At 41.6% G+C, this 26,814-nt stretch carries 23 protein-coding genes; 11 read left to right on the top strand and 12 right to left on the bottom strand.

The features are described 5' to 3' along the window. The first annotated feature begins 165 nt into the window (after window positions 1-165). Window positions 166-1,449 (top strand): aromatic amino acid transport family protein, encoded by a 1,284-nt coding sequence (locus tag AC27I2_RS05380; protein ID WP_487203668.1) that lies wholly within the window; start codon window positions 166-168, stop codon window positions 1,447-1,449. Between the two features lie 126 nt (window positions 1,450-1,575). Next, window positions 1,576-2,919: a M24 family metallopeptidase gene (locus AC27I2_RS05375; RefSeq protein WP_487203667.1), complete on the top strand. Its 1,344-nt coding sequence runs from the start codon at window positions 1,576-1,578 to the stop codon at window positions 2,917-2,919. Between the two features lie 95 nt (window positions 2,920-3,014). Here the strand turns inward: AC27I2_RS05375 and speD are convergent, their stop codons facing one another. The 8 genes from speD to AC27I2_RS05335 form a co-directional block, all read right to left on the bottom strand. Continuing rightward, on the bottom strand, window positions 3,015-3,827 hold the full coding sequence (speD, locus tag AC27I2_RS05370) for an adenosylmethionine decarboxylase (protein WP_006791283.1): 813 nt from the start codon (window positions 3,825-3,827) through the stop codon (window positions 3,015-3,017). 88 nt (window positions 3,828-3,915) lie between these two features. Next, window positions 3,916-4,329: an OsmC family protein gene (locus AC27I2_RS05365; protein WP_487203666.1), complete on the bottom strand. Its 414-nt coding sequence runs from the start codon at window positions 4,327-4,329 to the stop codon at window positions 3,916-3,918. Window positions 4,330-4,419: 90 nt separating this feature from the next. After that, window positions 4,420-4,767, bottom strand: coding sequence for a DUF3802 family protein (locus tag AC27I2_RS05360; RefSeq protein WP_006791285.1), 348 nt, complete (start codon window positions 4,765-4,767; stop codon window positions 4,420-4,422). 125 nt (window positions 4,768-4,892) lie between these two features. Next, on the bottom strand, window positions 4,893-6,362 hold the full coding sequence (astD, locus tag AC27I2_RS05355; protein ID WP_487203665.1) for a succinylglutamate-semialdehyde dehydrogenase: 1,470 nt from the start codon (window positions 6,360-6,362) through the stop codon (window positions 4,893-4,895). Between the two features lie 15 nt (window positions 6,363-6,377). Beyond that, window positions 6,378-7,394 (bottom strand): arginine N-succinyltransferase, encoded by a 1,017-nt coding sequence (astA, locus tag AC27I2_RS05350; RefSeq protein ID WP_058405972.1) that lies wholly within the window; start codon window positions 7,392-7,394, stop codon window positions 6,378-6,380. 85 nt (window positions 7,395-7,479) lie between these two features. Further along, entirely contained in the window at window positions 7,480-8,685 is a 1,206-nt protein-coding gene (locus tag AC27I2_RS05345) for an aspartate aminotransferase family protein (protein WP_487203664.1), read from the bottom strand. A 378-nt stretch (window positions 8,686-9,063) separates the two neighbouring features. Then, window positions 9,064-10,227 (bottom strand): HDOD domain-containing protein, encoded by a 1,164-nt coding sequence (locus AC27I2_RS05340; protein WP_487203663.1) that lies wholly within the window; start codon window positions 10,225-10,227, stop codon window positions 9,064-9,066. A gap of 46 nt (window positions 10,228-10,273) precedes the next feature. Further along, window positions 10,274-10,855 (bottom strand): anthranilate synthase component II, encoded by a 582-nt coding sequence (locus AC27I2_RS05335; protein WP_058405969.1) that lies wholly within the window; start codon window positions 10,853-10,855, stop codon window positions 10,274-10,276. 249 nt (window positions 10,856-11,104) lie between these two features. Between AC27I2_RS05335 and AC27I2_RS05330 the strand changes: the two genes are divergently transcribed. After that, window positions 11,105-11,344: an HP1242/YdcH family protein gene (locus tag AC27I2_RS05330; RefSeq protein WP_058405968.1), complete on the top strand. Its 240-nt coding sequence runs from the start codon at window positions 11,105-11,107 to the stop codon at window positions 11,342-11,344. 132 nt (window positions 11,345-11,476) lie between these two features. On the opposite strand, the gene AC27I2_RS05325 is transcribed toward AC27I2_RS05330, so the two are convergent. Beyond that, the gene (locus AC27I2_RS05325) at window positions 11,477-12,286 is read right to left on the bottom strand and encodes an SDR family NAD(P)-dependent oxidoreductase (protein ID WP_487203662.1); all 810 of its coding nucleotides are present in this window, start codon (window positions 12,284-12,286) and stop codon (window positions 11,477-11,479) included. Between the two features lie 250 nt (window positions 12,287-12,536). On the opposite strand from AC27I2_RS05325, the gene galE reads away from it, so the two are divergent. From galE to glpD, 7 genes are all read left to right on the top strand, one after another. Next, complete coding sequence (galE, locus tag AC27I2_RS05320) at window positions 12,537-13,550, top strand: UDP-glucose 4-epimerase GalE (protein ID WP_487203661.1); 1,014 nt, start codon at window positions 12,537-12,539, stop codon at window positions 13,548-13,550. A 1-nt stretch (window position 13,551) separates the two neighbouring features. Then, entirely contained in the window at window positions 13,552-14,616 is a 1,065-nt protein-coding gene (locus AC27I2_RS05315) for a UDP-glucose--hexose-1-phosphate uridylyltransferase (RefSeq protein ID WP_487203660.1), read from the top strand. Further along, the gene (gene galK / locus AC27I2_RS05310; protein WP_487203659.1) at window positions 14,606-15,754 is read left to right on the top strand and encodes a galactokinase; all 1,149 of its coding nucleotides are present in this window, start codon (window positions 14,606-14,608) and stop codon (window positions 15,752-15,754) included. Before AC27I2_RS05315 ends, galK begins: the two co-directional genes overlap by 11 nt. Window positions 15,755-15,769: 15 nt before the next feature. After that, window positions 15,770-16,774 (top strand): Gfo/Idh/MocA family protein, encoded by a 1,005-nt coding sequence (locus AC27I2_RS05305; RefSeq protein ID WP_487203658.1) that lies wholly within the window; start codon window positions 15,770-15,772, stop codon window positions 16,772-16,774. A 24-nt stretch (window positions 16,775-16,798) separates the two neighbouring features. Then, on the top strand, window positions 16,799-18,127 hold the full coding sequence (locus AC27I2_RS05300) for an alpha/beta hydrolase family protein (RefSeq protein ID WP_487203657.1): 1,329 nt from the start codon (window positions 16,799-16,801) through the stop codon (window positions 18,125-18,127). Between the two features lie 204 nt (window positions 18,128-18,331). Beyond that, window positions 18,332-19,825: a glycerol kinase GlpK gene (gene glpK / locus AC27I2_RS05295; protein ID WP_487203656.1), complete on the top strand. Its 1,494-nt coding sequence runs from the start codon at window positions 18,332-18,334 to the stop codon at window positions 19,823-19,825. Window positions 19,826-20,038: 213 nt separating this feature from the next. Next, complete coding sequence (gene glpD / locus AC27I2_RS05290; protein WP_058405960.1) at window positions 20,039-21,529, top strand: glycerol-3-phosphate dehydrogenase; 1,491 nt, start codon at window positions 20,039-20,041, stop codon at window positions 21,527-21,529. A 75-nt stretch (window positions 21,530-21,604) separates the two neighbouring features. On the opposite strand, the gene AC27I2_RS05285 is transcribed toward glpD, so the two are convergent. Beyond that, complete coding sequence (locus AC27I2_RS05285; RefSeq protein ID WP_487203655.1) at window positions 21,605-22,549, bottom strand: 2-dehydro-3-deoxygalactonokinase; 945 nt, start codon at window positions 22,547-22,549, stop codon at window positions 21,605-21,607. A gap of 3 nt (window positions 22,550-22,552) precedes the next feature. Then, window positions 22,553-23,311, bottom strand: coding sequence for an SDR family NAD(P)-dependent oxidoreductase (locus tag AC27I2_RS05280; protein WP_138527339.1), 759 nt, complete (start codon window positions 23,309-23,311; stop codon window positions 22,553-22,555). Between the two features lie 197 nt (window positions 23,312-23,508). On the opposite strand from AC27I2_RS05280, the gene AC27I2_RS05275 reads away from it, so the two are divergent. Continuing rightward, on the top strand, window positions 23,509-24,210 hold the full coding sequence (locus AC27I2_RS05275; RefSeq protein ID WP_058405957.1) for a FadR/GntR family transcriptional regulator: 702 nt from the start codon (window positions 23,509-23,511) through the stop codon (window positions 24,208-24,210). 210 nt (window positions 24,211-24,420) lie between these two features. Here the strand turns inward: AC27I2_RS05275 and AC27I2_RS05270 are convergent, their stop codons facing one another. Beyond that, on the bottom strand, window positions 24,421-26,562 hold the full coding sequence (locus AC27I2_RS05270) for an alpha-galactosidase (protein WP_487203654.1): 2,142 nt from the start codon (window positions 26,560-26,562) through the stop codon (window positions 24,421-24,423). Between the last annotated feature and the right edge of the window lie 252 nt (window positions 26,563-26,814).

The following is a 26,814-nucleotide window of genomic DNA, read 5'->3' as shown; positions in this document are numbered from 1 at the left end:
GGTGGCTTTGTTTACTTTTACACCGCTGTTTCGTATTCATGACACTTGGGGGCTATTTTAACGCAGTTAATTGCGGCTCTAGGGCGCTAAAAACATGAAAAAGTGGGCTAAAAACTATATCCTTCGGCGCGGTTATTATTATAAATAATGGACGGGCACACACACATGACAACACCTTTAGATGCAACGCATTCAAATGCATCAACACACACGCATTCAAGTGCAAATTCAAGCGCTAAATCTAAATGGAACCTGCACGATACGCAGTGGACCTTAAGCCTTTTTGGTACCGCCGTTGGTGCGGGTATTTTATTTTTACCTATTAACATTGGAATTGGCGGTTTTTGGCCGCTGATCATTATGGCGTGTTTAGCGTTTCCGATGACCTTTTTAGCCCACCGTGGTTTAGCTCGTTTTGTATTATCGTCTAAAAATAAGCATGCCGATTTTACCGATGTAGTTGAAGAACACTTTGGCGTTAATGCTGGGCGATTAATTTCGTTGTTGTACTTTTTATCTATATTCCCTATTTTGCTTATTTACGGTGTGGGCTTAACCAACACGGTAGACAGCTTTATGGTAAACCAGCTGGGTATGGAATCGCCGTCGCGCGTGGTACTTTCGGGTATTTTGGTAGCCGGTATGATAAGCCTTATGATGGGTGGCGAGCGCTTAATGCTGCGCGCGTTTTCTATTTTGGTGTACCCGCTTGTAGGTATTTTGTTTTTTTTATCGTTGTATTTAATTCCTAGCTGGCAAATGCCTGACATGAGCCTACCTGAAGTGGGCAGCTTTGGTAAAACGCTGTGGTTATCTATTCCTATTATTGTGTTTTCGTTTAGCCATGCAGCGGCTATTTCAAGCTTTGTGCATGTACAACGCGAACACTATGACGACCTTGCTACACGCAAATCTGAAGCCATTTTAAAACGCACAAGCTTACTGTTAATTGTGTTTGTATTGCTGTTTGTATTTTCGTGCGTACTGTCGTTAACAAGTGAGCAAATGGCACAAGCAAAAGCTGATAACGTCTCAGTTTTATCGTACCTTGCTAACATTACCCATAACTCGTTTATTGCAACGCTTGGGCCTTTAGTTGCCTTTATTGCCATTACGTCGTCGTTTTTAGGTCACTTTTTAGGGGCCCGCGAAAGCTTTACAGGCTTGGTAACTAAGCAAACACAGCTTGGTGCTAAAACGGTAGATAAAATTGGCGTAGTTATTATGTTTTTTGCTATTTGGTTTTGTGCAGTTAAAAACCCAAGCATACTCGATATGATGGATCAGCTGTCGGGCCCTATTATTGCCATGATATTATTTATCATGCCTATGATTGCGGTTTATAAAGTACCGGCTCTGCATAAGTATCGTAACCGTTTAAGCACATTGTTTGTATTAGCGGTGGGTGCGCTTGCGGTATTTGCACTTATTTACAGCATGATTAAATAGCACACCTATTCGAGCAAAGCCCAGCTAGTTAGCTGGGCTTTTTTATGTGCTGTTTATCTCAAAATGTTTTTTTATGGCTGCCATTAAGGCATGTTATAAATTAACTAGCCTAAAAATAAAACAATTATGCACCTTACAAAACAACTCCTACTTTGCGTAAGCTTACTTACCACGCTTGTTTTAAGTCCCTTAGCTAAAGCCGATGGCGTGCCTGCTATTTTATCAATGAAAGAACGCGCAGCGTTTATAGATAATATAACCGAGCTTAGGGTAAACACATTAATGCCCAGCCTAATGAAGCAACACAACATCGATATGTGGCTGCTTATTAGCCGCGAATACAACGAAGATCCCATACTAAAAACAATGCTGCCAGCAACCTGGTTATCGGCAAGGCGTACCACTATTTTACTCTTTGCCTTAAATGAGCAAGGCAAAGTTGATGCTTACGCTATTGCCCCCTATAAAATAGGCAATGTATTTACAAAAGGGTGGGATAAAAAGGCGCAGCCAAACCAGTGGCAAGCATTGAACGACATTATTGAGCGCTACAAACCAAGTAATATTGCACTTAATACGTCTACCGATTGGGGGCATGCCGACGGTTTAGTGCTGGGCGATTACAATACCTTAATGGCCAACTTACCCAGTACTTATAAAAATAAAATAATCTCGGCCGAGCCTTTGGCAGTTGCCTGGTTAGAGCAGCGTATTCCTCAAGAAATAGACATGTATAAACACATTGTTGCTATTGCGCACGCTATTATTGCTGAGGGTTTTTCAAGCAATATAATTACGGTAGGAAAAACAACCAGCGACGATTTAGTGTGGTGGTTTAGAGAGCGTGTAAAAGAGCTAAAACTACAAACATGGTTTCACCCAAGTATTGCAATACAACGCGCCGACAGCCAATCGTTCGATCACGAAGACAGCTTTACGAATGGCTACGCCGATAACGTTATTCAAGCGGGTGACTTACTGCATGTCGATTTTGGTATTACGTACTTACGCTTAAATACCGACACCCAACAACATGCCTATGTTTTAAAACCTGGCGAAACAGACGCGCCCGCTTACCTTGTTGATGCGCTTAAAAAAGGCAATAAACTCCAAGACATTTTTACCTCTGAATTTAGCGAAGGTAAAACGGGTAATCAGGTATTAAAAGCCGCTCGCGAAAAAGCCATTGCCCAAGGTTTAAAACCCACTATTTATACGCACCCGCTTGGCTATCATGGTCATGCTGCGGGTACCACACTGGGTATGTGGGATTCACAACAAGGTGTGCCCGGCGATGGCGACTACCCATTGCATTTAAATACCGCTTATTCTATTGAGCTTAACAATGCGGTGTTTATAAAACCATGGAATAAAGAAATACGCATAATGCTAGAAGAAGACGCCATTTTTGATAAAACCGGCGTGTGGTACTTAAACGGCCGACAAACCGAGTTGTTACTTGTTAAATAACCTGAACTCTGATGTAAGTAATTTATAGGTATTTTTATTAACGCATACAAAAACGGCGCTCAATGAGCGCCGTTTTTATTTAACTAACGTGACTGTTATTCAGTTTCTGGCAGGTTACGACCATAGAATATTTCTTGCATTTCACGGTTTAGCTTAGAACGAATTTCTTCTTCTTCATCATCCGATAAATCAGTTGTAGAAAGACCAAACAAGTAAGTGTTTAGATCGGTTTCTTTTAACATCATTTTGGTATGAAACAGATTTTCTTGATACACGTTTACGTCCATCATTTGGTACGCTTCTTTGGTATCGTCTGTCATGAAGTTTTGGATAGAGTTAATTGCGTGGTCAATGTAGTGCTTAACGCCGTTTACGTCGCGAGTAAAACCACGAACACGGTAGTCAATTGTTACCACGTCAGACTCTAAACTATGAATTAAAAAGTTTAGCGCTTTAAGTGGCGAAATAATGCCACACGTAGATACTTCAATATCAGCACGGAATGTACAAATACCATCATCAGGGTGAGCTTCTGGGTATGTGTGTACACAAATGTGGCTTTTATCTAGGTGCGCAACCACTGAATCAGGGAGTGGCCCTGGCGCTTCGTCAGCATCGTAATTTTGCTGCTCTTCTACTGGCTCTTCCGAAACCAAAATAGTCACACTGGCGCCTTGCGGTTCATAATCTTGGCGTGCAACATTTAAAATATTGGCACCAATAATATCAACAACTTCACCTAAAATGTCGGTTAGTCTATCTGCACTGTACTGCTCATCGATATATTCAATATATTCTTTACGTTGTTGCTCGGTTTTTGCGTAGCAAATATCGTAAATACTAAAGCTTAAACTTTTGGTTAAATTGTTAAAGCCATGAAGTTTAAGTTTATCGAAGGGTTTGTTCATAATAAACCAACCTATAAATTAGTGAAATCTGCACCTGCAGAATGAAAAGTTCGCGGATTTTATACGAATTTTCCTCGTGGAAAAAGCGTTATTTTACCTGTTCTTGCACAACTTCATGGCTGTGAGTAATTTCTACTGTTTTATCAAGCATTAATGCAACAGAACAATACTTTTCAGCAGACAAAGTAACAGCGCGTGCAAGGTGCTTTTCAGACACGTTTTTGCCTGTAACAACAAAATGTAAATTGATTTTAGTAAATACGCGAGGAGCCGTTTCGGCGCGTTCAGCACTCAATTGTACTTGAACGTCTGAAAAGTCTTGTTTAGCTTTTTTTAAAATACCCACAACGTCAACCGATGAACAACAGCCAACCGACATCAACACCATTTCCATTGGGCTAGGTGCCGCACTATCGTTACCGGTATCAAATACTACGTTGTGATTAGAATTAGAACGACCTACGAACGTGTCGCCTTCGACCCACTTTACATTTGCTTGCATGTTTTTATCTCAAAAATATTTTTGTTGATTGTAAGCAAGTTGGCCGCAGTTGCAAACGAAAATGCGATACGCGGCACTATAAATTGGGGCTTAATACTGCTGCGAAACAGCGCTGTCGAAGAGGTTTTTAATTAAGCTGGCAAATTCGTCAATAAACTCATGTTGCTCAACCGTAACAGGCTGTGACGTAATGCTGCTAAGTACTTCTTGTAAGTCGTAAACAATGCCATCAACCTCGCGTACAATTAAGCTGCGCTGTTCTGTGTTGAGGTTTGTGTGCTGTTCACAAATTAGCATAACGTTTTCGGCAATAACATCTTCTATGAGTTCCATTACCGTTGGAGCGCCTGGTTTTATTACACCTGGCTTCTCAAACAATGCTAAATTTTGAGTTAGATACATGATTAAATCATCGTACCCTTGCCTATCTAAAACCATGATATTCACCACCTAATAATATTACTTACGCTGATTTAAGCAGAAAGCGCTGTTGATTGCTAGCTTTGTGATTTAAGCATATAAAAAAAGCAGCCGAAGCTGCTTTTATACTCATTAAGGAGTGCTTAATCTATTTTTAAGCCTGGGCTTAATGTTGCTGGCATGGCTACTTTTTCAAGCTCTACTGAAGCTACAGGGTATGCACAGTAGTCGGCTGCGTAGTACGCGCTTGCTCTGTGATTGCCTGATGCGCCAATACCACCAAATGGTGCAGCGCTAGACGCACCCGTAATTGGGCGATTCCAGTTAACAATACCAGCACGAATACGACGTAAAAAGTGGTCGTAATCAGCTTGGCTGTCACTGAGTAAGCCTGCTGATAAACCAAAGCTTGTGTCGTTTGCTTTATCAATTGCGCTGTCAAAGTCGTCAAAGCGAAATACTTTTAAAAGTGGGCCAAAATGCTCTTCGTCTGGGAAGTCGCCAATTGCTGAACACTCAATAATACCTGGCGTTACAAAGCCCGTATTCGCTGTGTGCTCAAGCTCTACAAGTACCTTACCGCCAAGTTCAACTAGCTCGCTTTGTGCTTTAACCATGCCTGCTGCCGCCGCTGATGAGATCATAGAGCCCATAAATGGCTGATCTGCATCATCGTAGTTACCTACTTTAATGGCTTTTGTTGCAGTGATAAGGCGCTCTAAAATTGCATCGCCTTTGCTACCTTTAGGTAAAAATAACTTACGAGCACAGGTACAACGCTGGCCGCTTGAAATAAACGCTGATTGAATAATATCGTGTACAACTGCTTTGGTATCTTCAACGTCGGTGATAATAAGTGGGTTATTGCCACCCATTTCAAGCGCTAAAATTTTACCCGGCTGACCTGCAAACTGTTCATGTAAAATATGACCAGTGCGTGAAGAACCAGTAAAGAATAAACCATCAATACCTTTGTGAGCAGCAAGGGCTTTACCCGTTTCTACTTCACCTTGAACAAGGTTAATAACGCCAGCTGGTAAACCCGCTTTTTCCCATAGTTTAAGCGTAAGCTCGGCAACTTTTGGTGTTAGCTCTGATGGTTTAAACACAACCGTGTTACCCGCTAATAACGCTGGCACAATATGGCCGTTTGGTAAGTGACCCGGAAAATTATATGGGCCAAATACCGCTACAACACCGTGCGGCTTATGACGGATCATGGCGCGCCCTAGTGGCATTGCGTTTTCTACGTCGCCTGTGCGCTCTAAAAATGCTTTTTCAGAAATGGCAATTTTACCAACCATAGCGCCCGCTTCAGTGCGCGTTTCCCATAGTGGCTTACCAGTTTCTTGAGCAATAGTGATTGCAAGCTCTTCGCTGTTTTCTTTTAATTGTGCTGCGAACGCTTTTACTATTTCTAGGCGCTCAGTAAAGCTTTTGTCTGCCCATGCATAAAACGCTTCACGCGCAGCGCTAACGGCGGCATCAACTTGCTCAGCAGTCGCTGACGATGCTTTCCAAATAACGTCGTTATTTGCTGGGTTTACTGAGTTAAATTCTGTGCCTTGGCCTTGTGACCATTGACCATTAATAAATTGTGCAGGATGAGTCATATACTTTCTCCTAAATTAAACTGGGGTTGCGCTAACAGTATCGCCTGTTTGTAGCTGCAGGGCGTCGGCGACTTGCTGCGATAACACAACGGTTTTAGCGCGTTCGTCGAAACTCATTGGTGTAACGGTCGCTCTAAAGTTTTCAAGCTTGTCGTTTGCTAACAACACCATGGTGTCGCCCGTTTGCTCACCAATTTCAACAATAAAATCGTGTGAGTTACGTACTGTAGCAATATTATCTACTTTTGCTTCAACTGTTGGGCCTGCGTCAAAAATATCAACGTAGCCGTTAAACGTGAAGCCTTCACTTTTTAATAATTCAATCGCTGGGCGTGTATTGTTGTGAACTTGACCGATTACCGCTTGCGCATCTTTACTGAGTAAATTGACGTAAATTGGGTATTTAGGCATAAGTTCAGCAATAAACACTTTTTGGCCTATACCGGTTAAGTAGTCAGCTGTTGGAAAGTCCATTGAGAAAAAATGTTCTTCTAACCATTTCCAAAACGGGCTATTACCGTTTTCGTCAGACACACCGCGCATTTCTGCAATAACGGTTTCTGCAAAACGCGCTTGGTGTTGTTTAATAAACATAAAGCGTGCTTTAGACAGTAGTTTGCCATTACAGTTTTTGCGATAGCCGTCTTTTAAAAATAGCGTACATAATTCTGTTGCACCGGTGTAGTCGTTACATAGCGTTAAAATATCGACTGCTTTGTAAACGTCTAGTGTACGCGAAGAATGAATCACTTTACTTAAATGGTAATGATAGAACGCATCATCTAGGCCTACAGCAGCTTCTATTGCCGAAGTACCTACTACTTCACCTGTTTCGCTATCTTCAAGAACAAACAAGTAGCCTTCGTCACCGGGTTGTGACGTTTGTTTAGCAAATGAGCTTACTGAATGGTCAATCTTCTTTTGTAATAGCTCTTCGTTTAAAGGCAAAGATGTAAAACCATGGCCCGATTCATGGGCAATTGTCAGTAATGCTGAATAATCATTTTGCTGGATTGGGCGAAGGATCATCATGAGTCCGCTTGCTCCCTTATCAATAACGGTAAATAGGATTCATAGGGCAAACAATGTTTGCCCTCGATAGATTGGCTAAAACAGCTTATGCGTTTACTACGCTTGCTACTGCTTTTTCAAAACGTGCCATACCTTCACGAATATCCGCTTCTGGGATAACAAGAGAGGGTGTAAAACGAACAACATCAGCACCTGCTACTAACGACATGAGGCCTTGTTCAGTACCGGCTACTAAAAACTCTTTAGCACGGCCTTTGTATTGCTCATTTACTACGGCGCCAATTAATAAACCTTTACCGCGAATTTCGCTAAATACGTTGTATTTTTCGTTTACCGCTGCAAGTAGCTCGTTAAATAGGGCTGCTTTTTCTTTTACACCAGCAAGTACTTCGGGTGTGTTAACAGTATCAAATGCGGCTTCTGCAACAGCACATGCAAGCGGGTTTCCGCCGTAAGTAGAACCATGAGTACCTACTTTAAGGTGCTGTGCAATATCAGTAGTTGTGATCATAGCGCCAATTGGAAAACCGCCACCTAATGCTTTAGCTGAAGTTAAAATATCAGGTACTACGTTTAAACCTTGGTATGCGTATAAGTCGCCTGTACGGCCAACACCGGTTTGCACTTCATCAAAAATAAGCAGGGCGTTGTGTTTAGTACATAAATCGCGAACTTGTTGAGCAAACTCGTCAGTTGGCGAAACAATACCGCCTTCACCTTGCAGTGGTTCCATCATTACTGCACACGTTTGGTCGCTAATTAGCGCTTCAAATGCTGCTAAGTCATTGTAATCACAATGTACGATATCGCCCGGCTTAGGACCAAAACCATCTGAGTATGCTGCTTGGCCGCCAACCGTTACAGTAAAGAATGTGCGGCCGTGGAAGCCTTTATTAAATGCGATAATTTGTGACTTTTCTGGGCCAAATTTATCAAGTGCGAAACGACGCGCTAATTTAAGTGCAGCTTCGTTTGCTTCTGCACCCGAGTTGGCAAAGTAAACTTTTTCACCAAAGGTTGCATCAACCATTTTTTTAGCTAAGCGAAGCGCCGGCTCATTGGTCATTACATTTGATAGGTGCCAAATTTTTTCGCCCTGTTCTTTTAATGCGCCTACTAATGCAGGGTGACAGTGGCCAAGACAGTTAACAGCAATACCACCAGCAAAGTCGATAAACTCTTTACCTTGTTGATCCCATACGCGAGAGCCTTCGCCTCGAACAGGAATTACGCTTGAAGGTGCGTAGTTAGGAACCATTACGTGATCAAATAATTCGCGATTGACTGTCATTTTATTTCCTCTTAATTGTGATCGACACAAAGCATAAAATAGGTGTTTGGCTAATAATATTAACCAAGCTTTTTAGTACGTTCAGGTGTCTGTTTGGTACAAAAAATTGCTTTGTGGTTCAATTTTCAGACGCCCATTATTTCAGAATTACTGTTAGCTGTCTCGTTAAAAACTTTCATGTAACCCTTGAAAATAAAGGGCTTAAGATATTATTTCATAGATAGTGAATAACTATTTGCATACCCAATTACACAAAATTTTTCACAATTAACCGCATGAGCACTAAGACGTATGGGCTTTTAAGGCTAAATAACAAGGTGAATAAAAAAATAGAAATGAATGAATAGTCGTAAAAAAATTAACAAAAAATTTAATTTTTTAGTCAATTTGAATAGCAAGATTAGTAAAATTGCTTGTTTGGAGTGCTTTTAGTTCCGTTTTAGTGAACTGAAAATACGAAAACCACGATGCGGTTTCGTCAGGCTCAATGAGTTGGTGCTCTTTTAAAATTAAGTACTGAGAGTAACAACGCGCTTTTAACATGACCTGCGTTAACGGTAAGGCAGTATCGCCCTTATTTACGCCATTTTGCAGTTGCTCCATCACACCTTTAAATGGCAAATATTTAAAGGCCATTTTGTCGATGACTCGCGCACTGACCTGAATTGACTTATTACATAGCAACGTAGTTAAAAACAAAGGATCGGGCTTTAGCTCCAATAACGCTGTGTGTAGGTCTTTTTGGTTTTCTTGGCGCGCTATTTGTACTTTTCGTTGCCATACCTGCTCAAAGGTTTTTAAATATAAACGTACCAGCGTAATACGCCCTACATCTAATAACATACCCAGAGTAAAAGCATGAATGTCGTTTACGTCGTTTAGCTCTGCAATTTTTTGGGCTGCAATAGCGTTGGCCATAGCGCTGTCACGTAGCCGGCGTTTTAGTAACGAAAAAGGCTCGGTGCTGTGTGGCATCCAGTGGCGAACTGCAAACGTGGGAATAACTAACTGTAAGTTATCAAGCCCTATGTAACGCAGAGCAAGTGCTGGGCTATCTACTTTTACCGCGGTATTTTTTTTACTACGCTGGTTTCGGTAATAAGGTAAGTTAACGAGCGTAACCAGCTCTCGTCCAAGCCAACTTAAATCGTTTACTAACGGCTCCAAGCGGCCAACTGAGGCAGACTTTACCGCTAATATATCTAAAATAGTGGCGACACTGTCTTCAATCCCTATCGTGGTTTGAATTACTGCGTCTATATCTTCGAGCTGTTTAAATATGGCTGTTTCTATTACTTTATGAAGCTGTTCGCTGGCTTGTGCACGATACTTATGATGCGCGGTGCTAGTTTGCTTACGCTTTTGTTGCGCTGATACTTCAACCTGCAACAAGGTACGCTGCTTCATAGGCTCGCCGTAATCAATATCTAATGTATGAATAAACCCAATTTGCTGGTGCGCAAAGCTATGACCCAACAGCAAATCGTGTGCTCGTTGGTCAAGTATTTTTGCTGTACGCTGTTGTAATGCAAGTTCGGTCATAATGCTCATTAAATAGTAAGTATTGAATACGTTTAGTATTATTAGACTAGAAGCGAGTTAAAAAGTTATCAAGCAGTTCTAATCCCTGCTCTGTTAAAATAGCCTCAGGATGAAACTGCACCCCTTCAATTGCTAATTCTTTGTGTTGCATTCCCATTATTTCGTCAAACTCACCTTGCGGTGTTTGTGTCCACGCTGTTATTTCAAGCTCGTTGGGTAACGACTGCGCTTTAACCACCAGCGAGTGATAACGACAAACCGTTAACGGATTAGCTAACCCTTTAAAAACACCTTTGTTGGTATGCATTATGGCAGATGTTTTTCCGTGCATTACTTTTTTGGCGCGTACTACATCCCCCCCTAGCGCTTGCGCAATAGTTTGATGCCCCAAACAAATTCCTAAAATAGGGTATTGGCCTTTTAACTGCTCAACAACACTTAACGATATACCAGCTTCATTCGGTGAGCAAGGACCCGGCGAGATAACTATATGTTCTGGATTAAGTTGCTTAATTTGTGCAATGCTCAGCTCGTCATTGCGCTTGACTAATACGTCTTGATCTAATCGCTGAAAGTACTGCACTAAGTTATAAGTAAACGAATCGTAGTTATCGATCATTAAAAGCATGTAATAGAGTACTCAAAAAAGGAGTTATTGGGAGTATTTAAGCCTTTGCATTCTAACCTAAGCCGCGTTAGGTGTCAGTGGTTTGCGGCTATATAAACCGTAATTCCCTCTTTAGGATGAAGTAACGGCTCTTTTTTTGTCCCGTTAAATTTATATTTATAGGGTTGAATTACGATCGACCTAGCCCAAGGTTATACTATGAAATGGCTTATTTTCTGTAAGCGTATTTATTTTTATTAAGGAGCGACTATGTTAGGCGAAGACCATTCATTAACAAACGACTTTCCTGAGCACACAAGCACGATTAACACGTTAAATAAAAGTGATGCTGACTTTGCTGATAAAGCTAAACAGTACAATAAGCTAGATAAAGAAATAAGAGTATTAGAATTGGACGGTGCGCCTATTAGCGACGAGCAAATGCACCAGCTAAAACACGACCGCTCTGAATTAAAAGATTGGTTATATCAGCGCTTAATAAGCGCATAGTAAATCTAAAACTCCAAAACAAAAAAGAGTTCGCCCTTTTAAAGTAGTGAACTCTTTGTTTGTCTTCAATGAAACTCTATAGGTTGTATAGCTTAGTGATACACCCTTTAACTCACGCTCATATTGCGTTAGCTATATTGCAAGCTGCAATAACTTTAAATCGAGCGCATCTATTAATTGCTGATTTTTAGTGTCATTTAATGCATCAGCATGAGGGGCTGCAAAACACTCAGCGTCATTATCAAAATACAGCCCTGTTGAATTGCTAAATTCATCGCTTAGCGCAGCACGGCAAAATATATCGGCACCTAACTTTAAATCGCCGCCATTGAGGCCGTATGCGTCTTTAACCATTTGACTACCCAGTAATGACTTAGGATTAACCGATACCACTAATGGACCGCTCTCCTTAAGCTTTAAGCCCATATGACGCGACCACATTGTAATTGCCAATTTGCTTTGTGCGTATGCTGCGTTGTCAGACAAAGCGCTTTGTCCAATCAGCGCATCTAAGTTGACCGTTGCTTGCGCCGCTGACGACACATTCACTATTCGCCCTTGGGTATTAAAAAGCGGCAATAATAAAGTTGTTAATAAATAAGGAGCAAATGTGTTTACTGCAAATCGTGCATCAAGACCGTCTGCAGTTTCTGGGTTCTCAAGTTTAAACACACCGGCATTATTAATCAGTACATCTAAGCGTTTATGATCAGCTGTAATTTGTTTAGCCAAGTTTTGCACCTGCGCCATTTCGCTTAAATCAGCTACGTAGGTTTGTGTACGCGCTTGCGGGTAGTCGTTATCAAGCAAAGTGTGTACGTTTTTAAGCTTTTGCGCGTTACGCCCATGAAGAAGCACAGTATGGCCTTGCGCTAACAGCATTTTAGCTGTTTCAAACCCAATACCATCTGTTGCACCTGTTACTAAAATTGTTTTATTCATACCTGTCTCCATGTTGTGTAGAACATAGCCTACACATTCAACGCTTAATGATGGGGTTATAATAGCATTGCCACTTGTGAGTGATAATTAGGCAGTCATTGAATCTGTATATAGAAAATATTAATAAAGCGATTCAAAACAAATGTGTGTTTTTTAGCCATTTATTTGAATTTTGAACAATTCATAACTATTGTTTTTAAACTTCCTTAATAGTAGTATTTATCATATAAATATATTTTCGAGAAAACACATGAAAGTTTTAGTGACTGGCGGCATGGGTTACATAGGTAGCCATACATGTATTGCATTACATGAGGCGGGGATTACACCTATTATTTACGATAATTTGTCTAATGCGAGCCCTCGTGTGCTTGATCAACTCGAAAAGATTACAGGCACTCGCTTTGAATTCATTTTAGGTGACATTCAAGACGAGCAGCAGTTTAAACTTGCGCTTAAACACACCCAAGCTGAGGCTGTATTTCACTTTGCAGCACTAAAAGCGGTAGGTGAATCAACCGAGCAACCGCTGCGTTATTATCAAAATAATGTATCGGGCACGCTTAGCATGCTTGAAAATATGCAAGATGAAGGTGTTAACCATATTATATTTAGCTCATCGGCCACTGTGTATGGTGAGCCCGACTACTTACCAATAGACGAAAAACACCCAATTCGCGCGACCAACCCTTATGGTTGGACTAAAGTCATGGTTGAACAAGCCATGCAAGACGTATGTAATGCCAACAGCAACTTTATGGGCATAGCACTTCGTTACTTTAACCCTGTAGGCGCACACCCTAGTGGCTTATTAGGCGAAAGCCCAAATGGTATTCCAAATAATTTAATGCCCTTTATTGCCCAAACTGCAGTAGGTAAACGTGAGGTCGTTAATATTTTTGGTGACGACTACGACACTGAAGATGGCACAGGCGTGCGCGACTATATTCACGTTTTAGATTTAGCAAAAGGCCATGTTGCCGCATTTATGCAACACAAAACAGATACCGCCTTTCACGCATATAACTTAGGCACGGGCCAAGGTTATTCAGTGCTTGATATGATCAATGCGTTTAGCGCATCAGCGGGTAAAACAATTCCCTATAAAATTGCACCGCGTCGTGCAGGCGATATTGCATGTAATTACGCCGATGCCACAAAAGCGCAAACCACCCTTAACTGGCACGCAGAACTAACACTTAGCGACATGACCAACGATACATGGCGCTGGCAAACTAATTACCCAAGTGGGTTGGAGAGTTAATATGGCTTTATTAGAAAGCACTCACAGACGTAAAAACCCGCTAACGGGGCGTTGGGTATTAGTATCACCGCATCGGAATAACCGCCCATGGTTAGGCGCAACCGAAGCCGTTAACGAAACGGTTTTGCCAAAGCATGACGAAAGCTGCCCACTTTGCCCAGGTAACACCCGTGCAAATGGCGATAGCAACCCAGATTACAAATACACACATGTATTTAGAAATGATTTTGGTGCGCTGACGCCTAATGCCAGCGAGCAACCACAAAACTTAGAGTCAGACAGCGATTTATTTATTGCTGACGAAGCAAGCGGCGAATGCCGTGTCATTTGTTTTTCGCCAGAGCATAACAAAACACTGCCTGAGCTGGAGCACGATGCTCTGCATGAAGTAGTAAAAACCTGGAAAGACAACTACACAGAACTTGCACAGCAATACGAGTGTGTTCAGGTATTTGAGAATAAAGGTGAGATCATGGGGTGCTCGCAGCCCCACCCGCATGGCCAAGTATGGGCGCATTCGCACCTATCTACCGAAATAGAAGCCGAAGATACACAACAACGCGCTTATTTTGATAAACACGGCACAGCCATGCTTGCCGACTATGTACAAAAAGAACAAGCCGACCAAACTCGTGTCGTATTTGAGAATGAACACTGGCTTGTTCTGGTGCCTTTTTGGGCCGCATGGCCATTTGAAACCTTACTAGTAACTAAAGACAACATTCAAAACTTTAGTCAGTTAACTGATGCACAAACCGATTCACTCGCTCAGGCATTAAAAGTATTAACGACTAAATACGATAATGTATTTAACTGTAGCTTCCCGTACTCTATGGGTTGGCACAATGCACCCGCAAATCGTGGTTCAGATGAGCAACATTGGCGCTTGCATGCACACTTTTACCCGCCACTTCTTCGTTCTGCCACCGTGAAAAAACATATGGTAGGCTACGAAATGTTAGGCGAAAGTCAGCGTGACTTAAGCGCAGAAACAGCCGCTTCTATTTTAAAAGCAGCAAGCACAACATACTATAAAAACACAGCAGGACACACAGATGACGCTTAATGAATTTCAACACCACTTTTTATCACTGTACGGTGCCCCTGCTCAAGGTATTGCGGCTGCACCAGGACGTGTAAACCTAATAGGTGAGTTTACTGACTACAACGATGGTTTTGTATTTCCGTGCTCATTAGAGTTTCGTACTCAAGTGATGTTTAAAGAGCGCGACGATAGCACGATTACCGTGCAGTCATTAAATTACCCAGGCGAGCAAGATCGTTTTAACGTTGACGAACCGATTAGCGAAGGTCAATCGCAATGGGGGAATTATATTCGCGCGGTTGCATTTGTATTAAAACGCGCAGGTCACACTTTACGTGGTGCCGATTTACTTATTGATAGTAACTTACCGCAAGGCAGTGGCTTGTCATCGTCGGCTGCATTGGAAGTTGCCGTAGGGGGAATGTTTAACCATATTGCGCAACTTGGTTTAACCGAAGAAAAAATTGCACTACTGGGCCAAGAAGCTGAAAACGACTTTATGCATTGTCAATGTGGCATTATGGATCAGCTTATTTCGGCAAAAGGCGAAAACGGTCATGCTCTTTTAATTGACTGTGAAAACCTAGCAACGAAGTCAGTGAAAGTACCTGATGACTTAAATATTGTTATAGTGAACTCTAACTACCCACGTAAATTAGTAGACAGCGAATACAATCAACGCCGTATTGATTGCGAACAAGCCGCTGAAAAAATGGGAGTTAAAACACTTCGCCAAGCAACAATGGCTAAACTAGATGCTGTTAAAGCACAGCTTAGCGATAACGAATACAAACGTGCACACCATGTAATTAGCGAAAACGACCGCGTTATTGCAGCAACTAAAGCATTGCAAGCCAATGATATGCAGCAACTTCGGCAATTGATGGCTGCATCACACCAATCACTTAAACACGACTTTGAAGTAACCGTACCTGCAACAGATGGCTTAGTTGAAATTTGTAAAGAAGCCATGGGTGAGCGCGGCGCAGTGCGCATGACTGGTGGTGGTTTTGGGGGGGCAATTGTGTGTTTATGTCGCGATGCAGAAGTACCGTTAATTAAAGCAGCCGTTGAAAAACATTACTTTGAACGCTTTAACTTATACGCAGATATTTATGTGTGCTCAGCGGGTTCAGGGTTACAAATAACGTCTTTTTAAAAAATAGGTATCAATATGGCAAAGGTTAACTGGGGTATTATTGGGTGTGGCAATATTGCTCACACCTTTGCTAAAAGCATTGCGCATTCCGCTGATGCTAAGCTTATTGGCGCAGCATCAACTAGCAAGCAGCGCGCAAGCGAGTTTGCCACACACTATTCAATTAAAGGCTATGAGAGCTACCAAGCCCTTATGCAATGCCCAAACATTGACGCAATTTATATTGCAAACACCCACGACCAACACTTTCAAAGTATAGCCCAATGCTTAATGCATAATAAGCACGTACTAAGCGAAAAACCCATTACCGTTAATGCACAGCAACTCATTACATTAAAAGAGCTAGCGCAGCAGCAAAATCGCTTTTTAATGGAAGGAGTGTGGATGCGCTTTTTACCCGCCATTGTAAAATTAGAAGAATTATTGAACGAAGCGGTTATTGGCAAAGTACACAGTGTTAATGCCAACTTTAGCTTAGCGGGTGAATTTGATTCATCACATCGCTTAATGAACCCAAATACAGCCGGTGGTGCATTACTTGATTTAGGGATTTACCCTTTATCTATTGCTGATGTGGTTTTTAATAAAGCCCCAGAAAAAATCAGCTCATTTGTGCATAAAGCAGATACAGGCGTGGATGCTCGAAATATTGCCATGCTTGATTATGGTAATGGGCAGTTTGCACAACTTAGTAGTGCACTTGAGCAAAACGGTCCAACTGAAGCCTATATTACAGGTGATCATGGCTTTATACGCATACCTTGGTTTGTAGGTGCGAAAAGTATTGAGATTCATATTAATGGGCAAGCTACCCAACATTTTGACTACTCATTTAATGATGATGAAAACTTTAAATTTGAAATTGATCACGTCACTGAGTGCATACTAAATAAACAAATACAAAGCTCTGTATTACCACTAAGCACTAGCTTACGGGTTATGACGATGATGGATAACCTGAGAGCCCAATGGCAGCTTGAATATAGCGCGACAGTCGAATCTCATAACATAAATTTATAAAAATACACGCAACAAGGATCCACAATGACAACAACACACCGATTAAAAACGCTTTCAAAAGCAATGCTGTTAGCCACGGCTAGTTTAACTACCGGTGCAGTACTTGCTGAATCGAATAAACCTGAGCAACTTTACCCACCAATAACCAGCGAAGTGCTTCCAGAATTAGCCACTAAAGGCGCCTATAAAGTAGGCGTAAAAACCCTCGATTTAGTTAATCCAGCGCAATTTGATCCTGCAACGCAAAGCCAAAAAGATCGCCCTTTAAAAGTTGAGGTTTGGTATCCGGCGGATAGTAAAGCAAACAAAGCACTAACCAGCTACACAGATATAACACGCTCGGGTAAACAGTTTACTTTACAAGCCGATGCTATGCGCGATGTAGGTGTAAGTAACGCAGAAAACTACCCTGTTATTGTACTTTCGCATGGTTATACCGGCTACCGTACAATTATGTACTACCTTGGTGAGCACTTAGCTTCGCATGGGTACATTGTTGCTGCGCTTGATCATACAGACTCAACAAACGCCCATGTAGATTTTAAAAACGCGCCATTTGCGGGCTTTTTTAGCACCTTGATTAATCGCTCACGCGATCAGCAGTTTGTGATTAATTATTTTAACGAACAAAGCAACTTTGCAAGCGAGCAAGTAGATACAGCTAGCGCAGGTGTTATTGGCTACTCTATGGGCGGATTTGGCGCAGTTAATACGATTGGTGGTTGCTATGCCTTTAACGAACAAACAACCGCAATGTTTACGGGGATGACTGACCCTGCCCAAATTAAACAAGTGCAGCAATTACTTAATAGCTGTGCAGGTGGACAATATCAAAACCCACAGGTAGACCCTCGTATAAAAACAATGGTTGCTATCGCACCTTGGGGTGGGCAACATAACTTATTTGATGCCAAAGCAATGAAAAATATCAAAGTACCTTCACTCTATATTGCAGGTGACTTAGATGATATTTCTGGTTTTGAAGGTATTAAAAACCTTTACAACCAAACTGGCAGCGCCGACAAATACATGCTTACTTATAAAAACGCCCGCCACAATATTGCGCCACACCCAGCCCCTGCAATTGCCCAAAGCAGCAGTGAATTAGACTTAGGTCATTACTACGAGCCATCGTGGTCGTTGCGCACCATTAACGAAATAAATAAGCACTTTGTACTTGCGATGATGGATTGCCACGTAAAAGGCGTAAGCAGCCAATGTAAATACCTAGATTTACCTCAAAATGGCGATCAAGCCATTGTTGATGGTAAACCGTTACCGCAATGGTACGGCTTTGATAACCGCTTTTCTTCAGGTATGGATTGGCAACAAAGTAAACCACGCAGTAAGTAATGCTTAATTTAAGCGGCTATAAAACTTGATAGCCGCCTTCCCCTTAAAATAATGCCAAATAAAATACCTTTTACATAAATGAGTTAACTAAAAAATGAGAATGTTTGTTTTTTAATCGGCTATTTTAAGAAAAAAACCATTGCCATTAACCTTAGTTAAAGGCAATCTAGTCATATATAAGATAAGATAAATAACACAAATATCATGTCAAAATACATACTCTCAATTGATCAAGGGACCACAAGCTCTAGGGCCATCTTGTTTACAAAAGATGCAAACGTTTTTGGGTCAGCACAGCAAGAATTTTCACAACATTTTCCAAAAAATGGTTGGGTAGAACATGACCCTAACGATATTTGGCAAACAGTGCTCAGCACCAGCCGTGAAGTGATGGCTAAAAAAGATGTAAAGCCTGAAGAAATTATTGCTATTGGTATCACCAACCAACGTGAAACCACGCTGGTATGGAACAAGAAAACCGGTAAGCCAGTGTATAACGCCATTGTTTGGCAAGACCGCCGCACCAGTGCTTACTGCGAAAGCCTAAGTACAGAAGAGCTTTGCCAAACGATTAGCGACAAAACAGGCTTACTACTCGACCCTTACTTTTCAGCCACTAAAGTACGCTGGATTTTAGACAACGTAGAAGGCGCCCGCGCACAAGCAGACGCTGGCGAACTAGCCTTTGGTACTGTTGATACTTACTTATTGTGGCACCTAACGGGTGGCAAAGAGCACCGCACCGATGCCACTAACGCATCTCGCACTATGTTATTTAATATTCATACCCAGCAATGGGATCAAGAATTACTCGACCTATTCGACATTCCTAAATCTATGCTGCCACAAGTCATGGATTCAGCAGACGAGTTTGGCTCAACCAGCGACGATATTTTTGGTGCGCCTATTCGTGTTTGTGGGATTGCTGGAGACCAGCAAGCTGCCCTTGTTGGCCATGCGTGTTTTGAACAAGGTATGGCCAAAAGCACCTACGGTACAGGGTGTTTTTTAATGCTTAATACCGGTGAAAAAGCACTCACATCTGAAAACCGCTTACTAACTACGGTCGCTTATAGGCTAAATGGCAAACCTACTTACGCCATTGAGGGAAGCATTTTTATGGCAGGCGCCACTATGCAGTGGATTGTTGAAGGCTTAAAACTATTGAGCCATGCCGGCGAAAGTGAATCATTAGTAAAAGATGTACCGCTTGATCATGGGGTATTTTTAGTGCCCTCATTCACAGGCCTAGGCGCACCGTACTGGGACCCTAACGCACGAGGCGCCATTTTAGGTCTAACACGCGACTCTGGCATTAGCACTATTGTTGCAGCTGCTTTGCAATCGGTGGGATATCAAACCAAAGATTTACAAAAAGCAATGGAACGTGATGGTCTTCGCCCAAGTGTTTTACGTGTAGATGGCGGTATGGTTAAAAATAACTGGGTACTGACCTTTTTATCTAACATTTTAGGTGCAACCGTAGAGCGCCCAACAGTCACCGAAACCACCTCGTTAGGCGTTGCTTATTTAGCTGGCTTACAAACGGGCATTTACGAGTCAACTGAGCAACTCGCTAAAATGTGGACCTGTGACCGTCGTTTTGAGCCAACTATGAGTGCTGATGAACGAAACGATTTATACGCAAAATGGCAGCATTGTGTCGCCCAAGTTCGCCTATCTAGCGACGACTGCTAGCAATAGTACTTTTTATACGCCGTTAAAGACATTTAGCGGCGTATTAAGCCACTTTTATGCTCGTTAAAGAGCGCGTTTTACGAAGTGTGCTTTTAAAAAGATCAGGCTAAAAAATTTAAAATCAAAAAGCGCGGTTAGCTATTGTCAAACACTAACTGTCGCTTTATGATGCTTATGTCTTATTTATATTACAAATAAAAAGGTTAGCTCACAGTGGAATTAGCAGATAACGAATATGACTTACTTGTCGTCGGTGGTGGTGTAAACGGCACTGGAATAGCAGCTGATGCAGCTGGCAGGGGTTTAAAGGTATTATTGTGTGAACAATCGGACCTTGCTTGTGCAACATCGTCAAATAGTTCTAAGTTAATCCACGGTGGTTTACGTTACCTTGAGCATTACGAATTTAGATTAGTAAAAGAGGCCTTAGCTGAACGAGAAGTTCTACTTAAAAATGCCCCTCATATTATGTGGCCACTTACCTTTAGATTACCGCACCAATCGCATTTACGCCCTGCTTGGATGATCCGCATTGGCCTATTTATGTACGACAACCTAGCTAAGCGCGAAACACTGGCCGGTTCCCGTGGTATTAAGTTTGGCGAAAATAGCGTGCTAGAGCCGTCTATTGTAAAAGGTTTTGAATACTCAGATGGCTGGGTTGATGATTCTCGTTTAGTTATTTTAAATGCCCTTGCTGCACAAGAAAAAGGCGCTACCATTGCGACACAAACTAAGTGTGTAAACGCTAAGCGCGAGCAAAATAAGTGGCAAATTACGCTAGAGCAACAAAGCACAAAGAATAAATACACCGTATCAGCTAAAGGTATTGTTAATGCCGCAGGTCCATGGGTTGCAAAGTTATTTGATGAAGCACTAATTGAAAAATCACCGCAAAATATTCGTCTTGTAAAAGGCAGCCATATTGTCGTGCCACGCATTCACAATGAAAAAGAAGCCTACATTTTACAAAATAAAGACCAACGAATTGTATTTGTTATTCCATTTGAAGATGATTATTCGTTAGTTGGAACAACTGATGTAGAGCATAACGGCGCAGCGCAAGATGTAAAAATTAGCGATGAAGAAATCGACTACTTAATTGATATCACTAACAGCTACTTTAAAAACCACATTAAACGCGAAGACATAGTCCATACTTTTTCAGGTGTGCGCCCACTGCTTGATGATGAGTCTATAAATGCACAAGCAGTAACGCGTGACTACAAGCTAGAGCTTTCAAGTGAAGGCAAACATACTCCACTGTTGAGCGTATTTGGTGGAAAAATTACCACTTATCGTAAACTGGCTGAAGCCGCTGTTGATAAGTTAGAAGACTTTTATCCGCAAATGGGTAAAGCATGGACTAAACACAGCGCATTACCTGGGGGCGACTTTAATAACGTTGAAGCGCTGACTCAAGAACTTAAATCTTTGTACCATTGGCTACCCGAAGTGACGTTAAAACGATTTGTACGCACTTATGGCACACGCACAAAAATTATTTTAGGCAATGCGACACAACTCAGTGATTTAGGGCATGACTTTGGCCATGGCTTATTTGCAGCTGAAGTTGATTACTTATTAAAGCAAGAGTGGGCTGGTAATGCTTACAACATTTTATGGCGTCGCAGTAAACTGGGGTTACGTTTTAGCGATGAGCAGATTACAGTTTTAAATAATTATATTGAAACACTCAATTAATAAGCCGTTTCATTATCACTATTTCCCGTTTTCCCCTTTATGGTTAACAAGCTATAAAGGGGCTTTTATTCTTAACTATTCAGCCGACTGGTATAGGTAGTTAAACCCACTAAGCGTTGCCGATTTAATATCAAACTCGCTGCATTGCACGCCTATTTTTGTCAATGCCATAGTAAAGCATTTATTGAGTTGTGATGTACCAATAACAACAACCTGCGTATTACTGAGTAGCTGCCATTCACTTGCATAACGCGCTGCTCTTACATCACTGCCAATTAGTACACCCGATAGGTACGCTTTTGCTTGAACTGGGGTTAGTTCTTTAGACAGTTGGCGTGTTCGCACACTAAAAATACCATGGGCTAAATTTCCGCTATCACTACCCAATGTTAAATCGCAGCCTTGTTCAAACGCTTGCCAATCAAATTCACCCTCAGCGCAATCGTCAGGAATTAATACACTTTGATGGCAAAGTAAGTCGTATAACTCGCCGGTCATGGCGGTTTTAAAACAGATTATTTTACCATTGTTAATTAGCACCCACTTGGTATGTGTGCCCGGCAAACACAGTAAAATTTTACCTGTTTGATACTGCTCATTTTGTTTTAAAAAACCCAGTATTTGTAGTTCTTCACCGCGCATTACGTCTATTAGCGAGTTTTGCAACGTACATTTTGTACCAGGTAGGGCGTTAATCGTGTGGCCTTCGCAATCAAAACTGACAGCTGCATCAAGCAAGCCCTCAGGGTTGATTGGGCACTCTAGATAAGGGGTTTCATGCCAACCAATCGTTGATGTAATTTGGCCTGCAATATAAATAGGTAATACACCATGTTGCACTGTCCAAGGTATAATGGCGTTAATGAGTGTTTGTTGAAAGTCTTGGTTAACTTTTACAACACCAGGGCCATCACATTGATCAATTAAAGTTAATTCATCGCCCTCACCTACTTTACATAAGTAAGCGCGTAAATGGCTTGTGCCCCAGTCAACGGCTATAAACAAAGATGAAGTAGTCAAACTTTAAAGCCTCCCACCGTCAATTTTTATGCCTTGCCCGGTGATCATACTGCTTTCATCGGCGGCTAAAAATAACGCTAAATTAGCCACATCGTCTGGCGTTACTAATTTTTTAAGCGCCATGGCTTCCATCCATTTGACTTGCTCTTCCTCGGTGAACCAGCTTGCTAATTGACGTTCAGTTGCAACCCAGCCCGGTAGTATGGCATTAACGCGAATACCAAACTCACCATAGTCGCGAGCAAGTGCTTTGGTCATACCTATTAAACCCGCTTTAGCGGTTACATAGCCTGCCATTTGCGGCTGACCCATAATGGCATTAATAGAACTAAAATTAATAATACTGCCAGCACCTTCTTGTTGCATAAACGACATAGCAACTTGAGAAGCAAAAAAAGCAGGATTTAAATTAATCTGTAAGCATTGATCCCAATCTTTAACGGTCACATCTTCACTGGCTTGACGACGATCGTTTGCAACGTTATTGATAAGTACATTTACGCTACCAAGGGCGGCACATGCATCGACCAATGATCGTTGCAAAGAATTCGAATCAGTGACATCTACTTGTCTGTACCATAAATTAGCATCGGGTAAATCGCTAATAAGCGCTTGCGCTGCTTCATCATCTATATCAATGAATGCCACTTTGGCCTGCTGTTTAACAAACGACTCAACCATTGCTCTGCCAATGCCTGACGCACCCCCAGTGATAAAAATAACCTTGCCAGAAAGGCTGTGATATTGAGCTTGAGTGTTCAAATTAAATTTCCTTACAACATGTTTTCAGTTCAACTTAAACCTTTTAAAATACGGTTACTTAGAGAAAAAGAGCCAAACCAAGTTGTTATTGCTGCGTTAAAATAACTAGCGATTTAAAAGTTTATACCATATCCTTACGTACATTAATATGATATATGATATATAATTAAGCAATAATGAACTCGGAAATTCGCACGATGAAAACTCAACCTCGCCAAAATTTAACTCACCAATTAACCCATGATTTAGGGTTTGCAATAGTGCGGGGCGTTTACCCAGTAAGCGAAGGGCTGCCTTCAGAAGCCGACCTATGTATTAAATACAACGTAAGCCGCAGTGCAACGCGCGAAGCAGTTAAAATGTTGTCGGCGAAGGGGCTCATTTCATCGCGCCCTAAACAAGGTATTCGTGTTTTACCAGAAAGCAGTTGGAATATGTTTGATACCGATGTACTACGTTGGATTTTAAGCAGTAAGCCGTCACTGTCGTTATTAAAAGAATTTACCCAAGTACGTGTTGCGCTCGAACCACAAGCAGCTGCATTAGCTGCAGTAAGTGCCACACCAGAGCAACTTGCAGAAATTGATAACGCACTTGCGCGCATGGCCGATGCCGATGAAGGATTAGACGATCCGTTAGAAGCCGACATAGCTTTCCACACCAGTATTTTAGTAGCAAGTAACAACCGCTTTTTTGTGCAGCTGACTGAATTTATTAGCACCGCTCTTAGAGTAAGTATTCGTTACACTAATCATATTAAAGGTGTACCGGGTGCAGACGTGAATAAACATGCTGATATTTTAGACACAATTAAATCGGGTAACCCCGAGCGCGCTAAAAAAGCGGTCGAAACAATTTTAGAAGAAGCGCTAGAACTCATTGAATCGAAACTCGATTGATGACCAGAAAACACCATTAAAAAAGGGAGCTAATGAGCTCCCTTTTTACTGCTTAGTATATTTTTATACCAATCCGCTTAATTAAGTGATCTATTTTGAGGATAGATAAACGTGTTGATAGCTAGGCAAAAAATTCGCTGTTTAGTTGTTCTAAATGAGAATTTTTTAACGCAAATAGCAACACTTTTAGCCCCTAAAAATGATTAAGTATTATTGCGGATTGGTATTAGTTAGCTCAAAAATAAGTGATGTTTGCGGGAATGAAATTGGCATTTGTAGGCCAAATTCCATCAACGCTTCACCCGTGAAGGTTTGCCCGTTAACGGCTGCAATAGACGAAGGACGGTATTCTTCAAATTGAACAGGCCACACTAAATTAAGTGTGTACTGTGTATCTGCATCTAAACCAACAAAACGAAGCTTATTAGGCGCGGTACGTGGTGTTTCGCGTACACTGTTATACGCAAATAACGCTTTTGATTTTTGCTCGTTGATTAAACCAAAGTTAATTGATAAATCGTCGCTATCTAGGCGGTATAAATCGGCGCCATGAATAAAGTCACGGTGCTCTTTGTGCAGTGCAATAGCCGCTTTAAGTGCACTGTATTCGTGTTCGGTGAGTTCACGTGGATCCATTTCGATTCCCATGTGGCCAAACATGGATACCGCAGCACGCATTTCAATACTTACATTACGACCAGTGATATGACAATCACGCGGGCCTACGTGTGCCCCCATAACCGACGATGGGAAGAAGAATGAGCAACCGCGTTGAATTTCAAGGCGGTCAAGCGCATCGTTAGAATCCGACGTCCATACACGGTCTGTATGTGCTAGCACACCGTAATCTACACGTGCACCACCTGATGAACAGCTTTCTATTTCAAGGCCTGGGTGCGCTGCTTTAATACGATCAATTAAACGATACAGTGCCAGTGTTTGTTGATGCACTGCTGGTTTTCCATCAAAGTTACCCGCATGGTTAATATCGCGGTTCATATCCCACTTAATGTATTTAATAGTTGGGTATTCAACCAAAATATCGTCAATAGCTTTGTATAAGTATTCAACTACCTCTTTGCGCGTTAAATCAAGCACAAGCTGGTTTCTGAAGCTTAGTTGCTCGTTATTTTCTGAGCCTAATACCCAATCAGGATGAGCACGATATAAATCACTATCTGGGTTTACCATTTCTGGTTCAAACCAAATACCAAACTCCATACCTAAGCTGTTTACATGATCGATAACTGGCGATAAGCCATCTGGATAAATTTCGTAATCTACCGTCCAATCACCTAAGCCGGCATAATCACCACGGCGGCCTTTAAACCAACCATCATCCAGTACAAAGCGTTCGATACCTAAAGGAGCTACTTTGTCGGCTAGCTGACAAAGTGTGTCTACATCGTGATCAAAGTAAATGCCTTCCCATGTGTTGTAGTGTACTGGGCGTGTTTTTTCGCGTTGTGCTTGGCTAAGTAAATTAGCTTTAACAAAGCGGTGGAAATTGCGTGAAAGCGCACTAAAGCCATCGCTTGAAAACGATCCATAAATACTCGGGCTTTGATACGTTTGACCTTTAGCAAGGGTAAGCTCGCCAGGTAATAATAACTCGCCCATTTGCACATAACGTCGCCCTTCAGGTAGGAGCTCTGCTCGTAGTTTATTGTTACCACTCCACCCTAAATGAAAACCGTAACATTCGCCATGCTGCTCACCGGCATTTTCGTTATGTACTATCAAACCTGGGAATACATCATGTGATGTTTTGCCTTTGCGGTTTTCACGAACAAAGCTGCCTAATACTAAATCAACAGATTGACGTTGAAATTCGTTTGACCAGCGCCCTTCAAAACTGACTATTTTGCTGACGCTATCTGGTAATTGAAACGTTGGCGCTGCACAAAAACTTACGCTTAGTGGTGAGTCACCTAAATTAGTTAACACGGTATGTGCACTTAAAACATTAGTGTTGTTATCAAGCGTAATACTATGAACGACTTCAATACCACGAAGCTCATCTACGCTTACAAACTCAAGCGTTGCTGATGATGGCTGACGAACCTCTTTTAGCTTTGGCCCTACAGACCAAGCAATAGAATCGTTTATAAGCTCAAGACCCGGTGCACCAGTAAAGCCCTCACCTAACAGAGGAGAAAGAGAAATAGGCGCTTCTTCAACTACGGCACATTTTACTTCTTGACGGGTAGCAAGTTGAGTAAGCATTAACTCAGTTGTTTGCGCAGATAGACGTTTACCAAAATACAGTAACGCAGGTGTTTTGCTTTGGCAGTTGAAAATAACGGTGCTGTTTACACTGTCTAATCGATAAAATGATTTAGTGTTGGCCATGATTTTCCTATCCTCTTCTTCATTGTGTGAGTTATTAATATACCGAGGTAATGTTTGTGATATGCGTAGCTAGGCCTCAGAGTTTTTAGGCATAAGCTATCAGACAGTAGTCTCATATAGTAGTATATATCATATAAATTAAGTTTTAACAGTTTTAATCTCGAAAATAAAGATGAAACCACGAGCTATAAAATTTATAACTCATACTGATTCACTTATCTGAATTTGAAATAATAAACCTTTGGACAAGAG

The organism is Pseudoalteromonas sp. NH0006-46 (assembly GCF_057547735.1).
The sequence above is the reverse complement of the archived record's forward strand: the minus strand, read 5'-3'. Positions and strand labels throughout refer to the sequence as shown.

Excerpts from the sequence above, each read along its gene's own strand:
- AC27I2_RS05380 (WP_487203668.1), top strand. The coding sequence starts at position 166 with ATGACAACACCTTTAGATGCAACGCATTCAAATGCATCAACACACACG.
- AC27I2_RS05375 (WP_487203667.1), top strand. The coding sequence starts at position 1,576 with ATGCACCTTACAAAACAACTCCTACTTTGCGTAAGCTTACTTACCACG.
- speD (WP_006791283.1), bottom strand. The coding sequence starts at position 3,827 with ATGAACAAACCCTTCGATAAACTTAAACTTCATGGCTTTAACAATTTA.
- AC27I2_RS05365 (WP_487203666.1), bottom strand. The coding sequence starts at position 4,329 with ATGCAAGCAAATGTAAAGTGGGTCGAAGGCGACACGTTCGTAGGTCGT.
- AC27I2_RS05360 (WP_006791285.1), bottom strand. The coding sequence starts at position 4,767 with ATGGTTTTAGATAGGCAAGGGTACGATGATTTAATCATGTATCTAACT.
- astD (WP_487203665.1), bottom strand. The coding sequence starts at position 6,362 with ATGACTCATCCTGCACAATTTATTAATGGTCAATGGTCACAAGGCCAA.
- astA (WP_058405972.1), bottom strand. The coding sequence starts at position 7,394 with ATGATGATCCTTCGCCCAATCCAGCAAAATGATTATTCAGCATTACTG.
- AC27I2_RS05345 (WP_487203664.1), bottom strand. The coding sequence starts at position 8,685 with ATGACAGTCAATCGCGAATTATTTGATCACGTAATGGTTCCTAACTAC.
- AC27I2_RS05340 (WP_487203663.1), bottom strand. The coding sequence starts at position 10,227 with ATGACCGAACTTGCATTACAACAGCGTACAGCAAAAATACTTGACCAA.
- AC27I2_RS05335 (WP_058405969.1), bottom strand. The coding sequence starts at position 10,855 with ATGCTTTTAATGATCGATAACTACGATTCGTTTACTTATAACTTAGTG.
- AC27I2_RS05330 (WP_058405968.1), top strand. The coding sequence starts at position 11,105 with ATGTTAGGCGAAGACCATTCATTAACAAACGACTTTCCTGAGCACACA.
- AC27I2_RS05325 (WP_487203662.1), bottom strand. The coding sequence starts at position 12,286 with ATGAATAAAACAATTTTAGTAACAGGTGCAACAGATGGTATTGGGTTT.
- galE (WP_487203661.1), top strand. The coding sequence starts at position 12,537 with ATGAAAGTTTTAGTGACTGGCGGCATGGGTTACATAGGTAGCCATACA.
- AC27I2_RS05315 (WP_487203660.1), top strand. The coding sequence starts at position 13,552 with ATGGCTTTATTAGAAAGCACTCACAGACGTAAAAACCCGCTAACGGGG.
- galK (WP_487203659.1), top strand. The coding sequence starts at position 14,606 with ATGACGCTTAATGAATTTCAACACCACTTTTTATCACTGTACGGTGCC.
- AC27I2_RS05305 (WP_487203658.1), top strand. The coding sequence starts at position 15,770 with ATGGCAAAGGTTAACTGGGGTATTATTGGGTGTGGCAATATTGCTCAC.
- AC27I2_RS05300 (WP_487203657.1), top strand. The coding sequence starts at position 16,799 with ATGACAACAACACACCGATTAAAAACGCTTTCAAAAGCAATGCTGTTA.
- glpK (WP_487203656.1), top strand. The coding sequence starts at position 18,332 with ATGTCAAAATACATACTCTCAATTGATCAAGGGACCACAAGCTCTAGG.
- AC27I2_RS05275 (WP_058405957.1), top strand. The coding sequence starts at position 23,509 with ATGAAAACTCAACCTCGCCAAAATTTAACTCACCAATTAACCCATGAT.
- AC27I2_RS05270 (WP_487203654.1), bottom strand. The coding sequence starts at position 26,562 with ATGGCCAACACTAAATCATTTTATCGATTAGACAGTGTAAACAGCACC.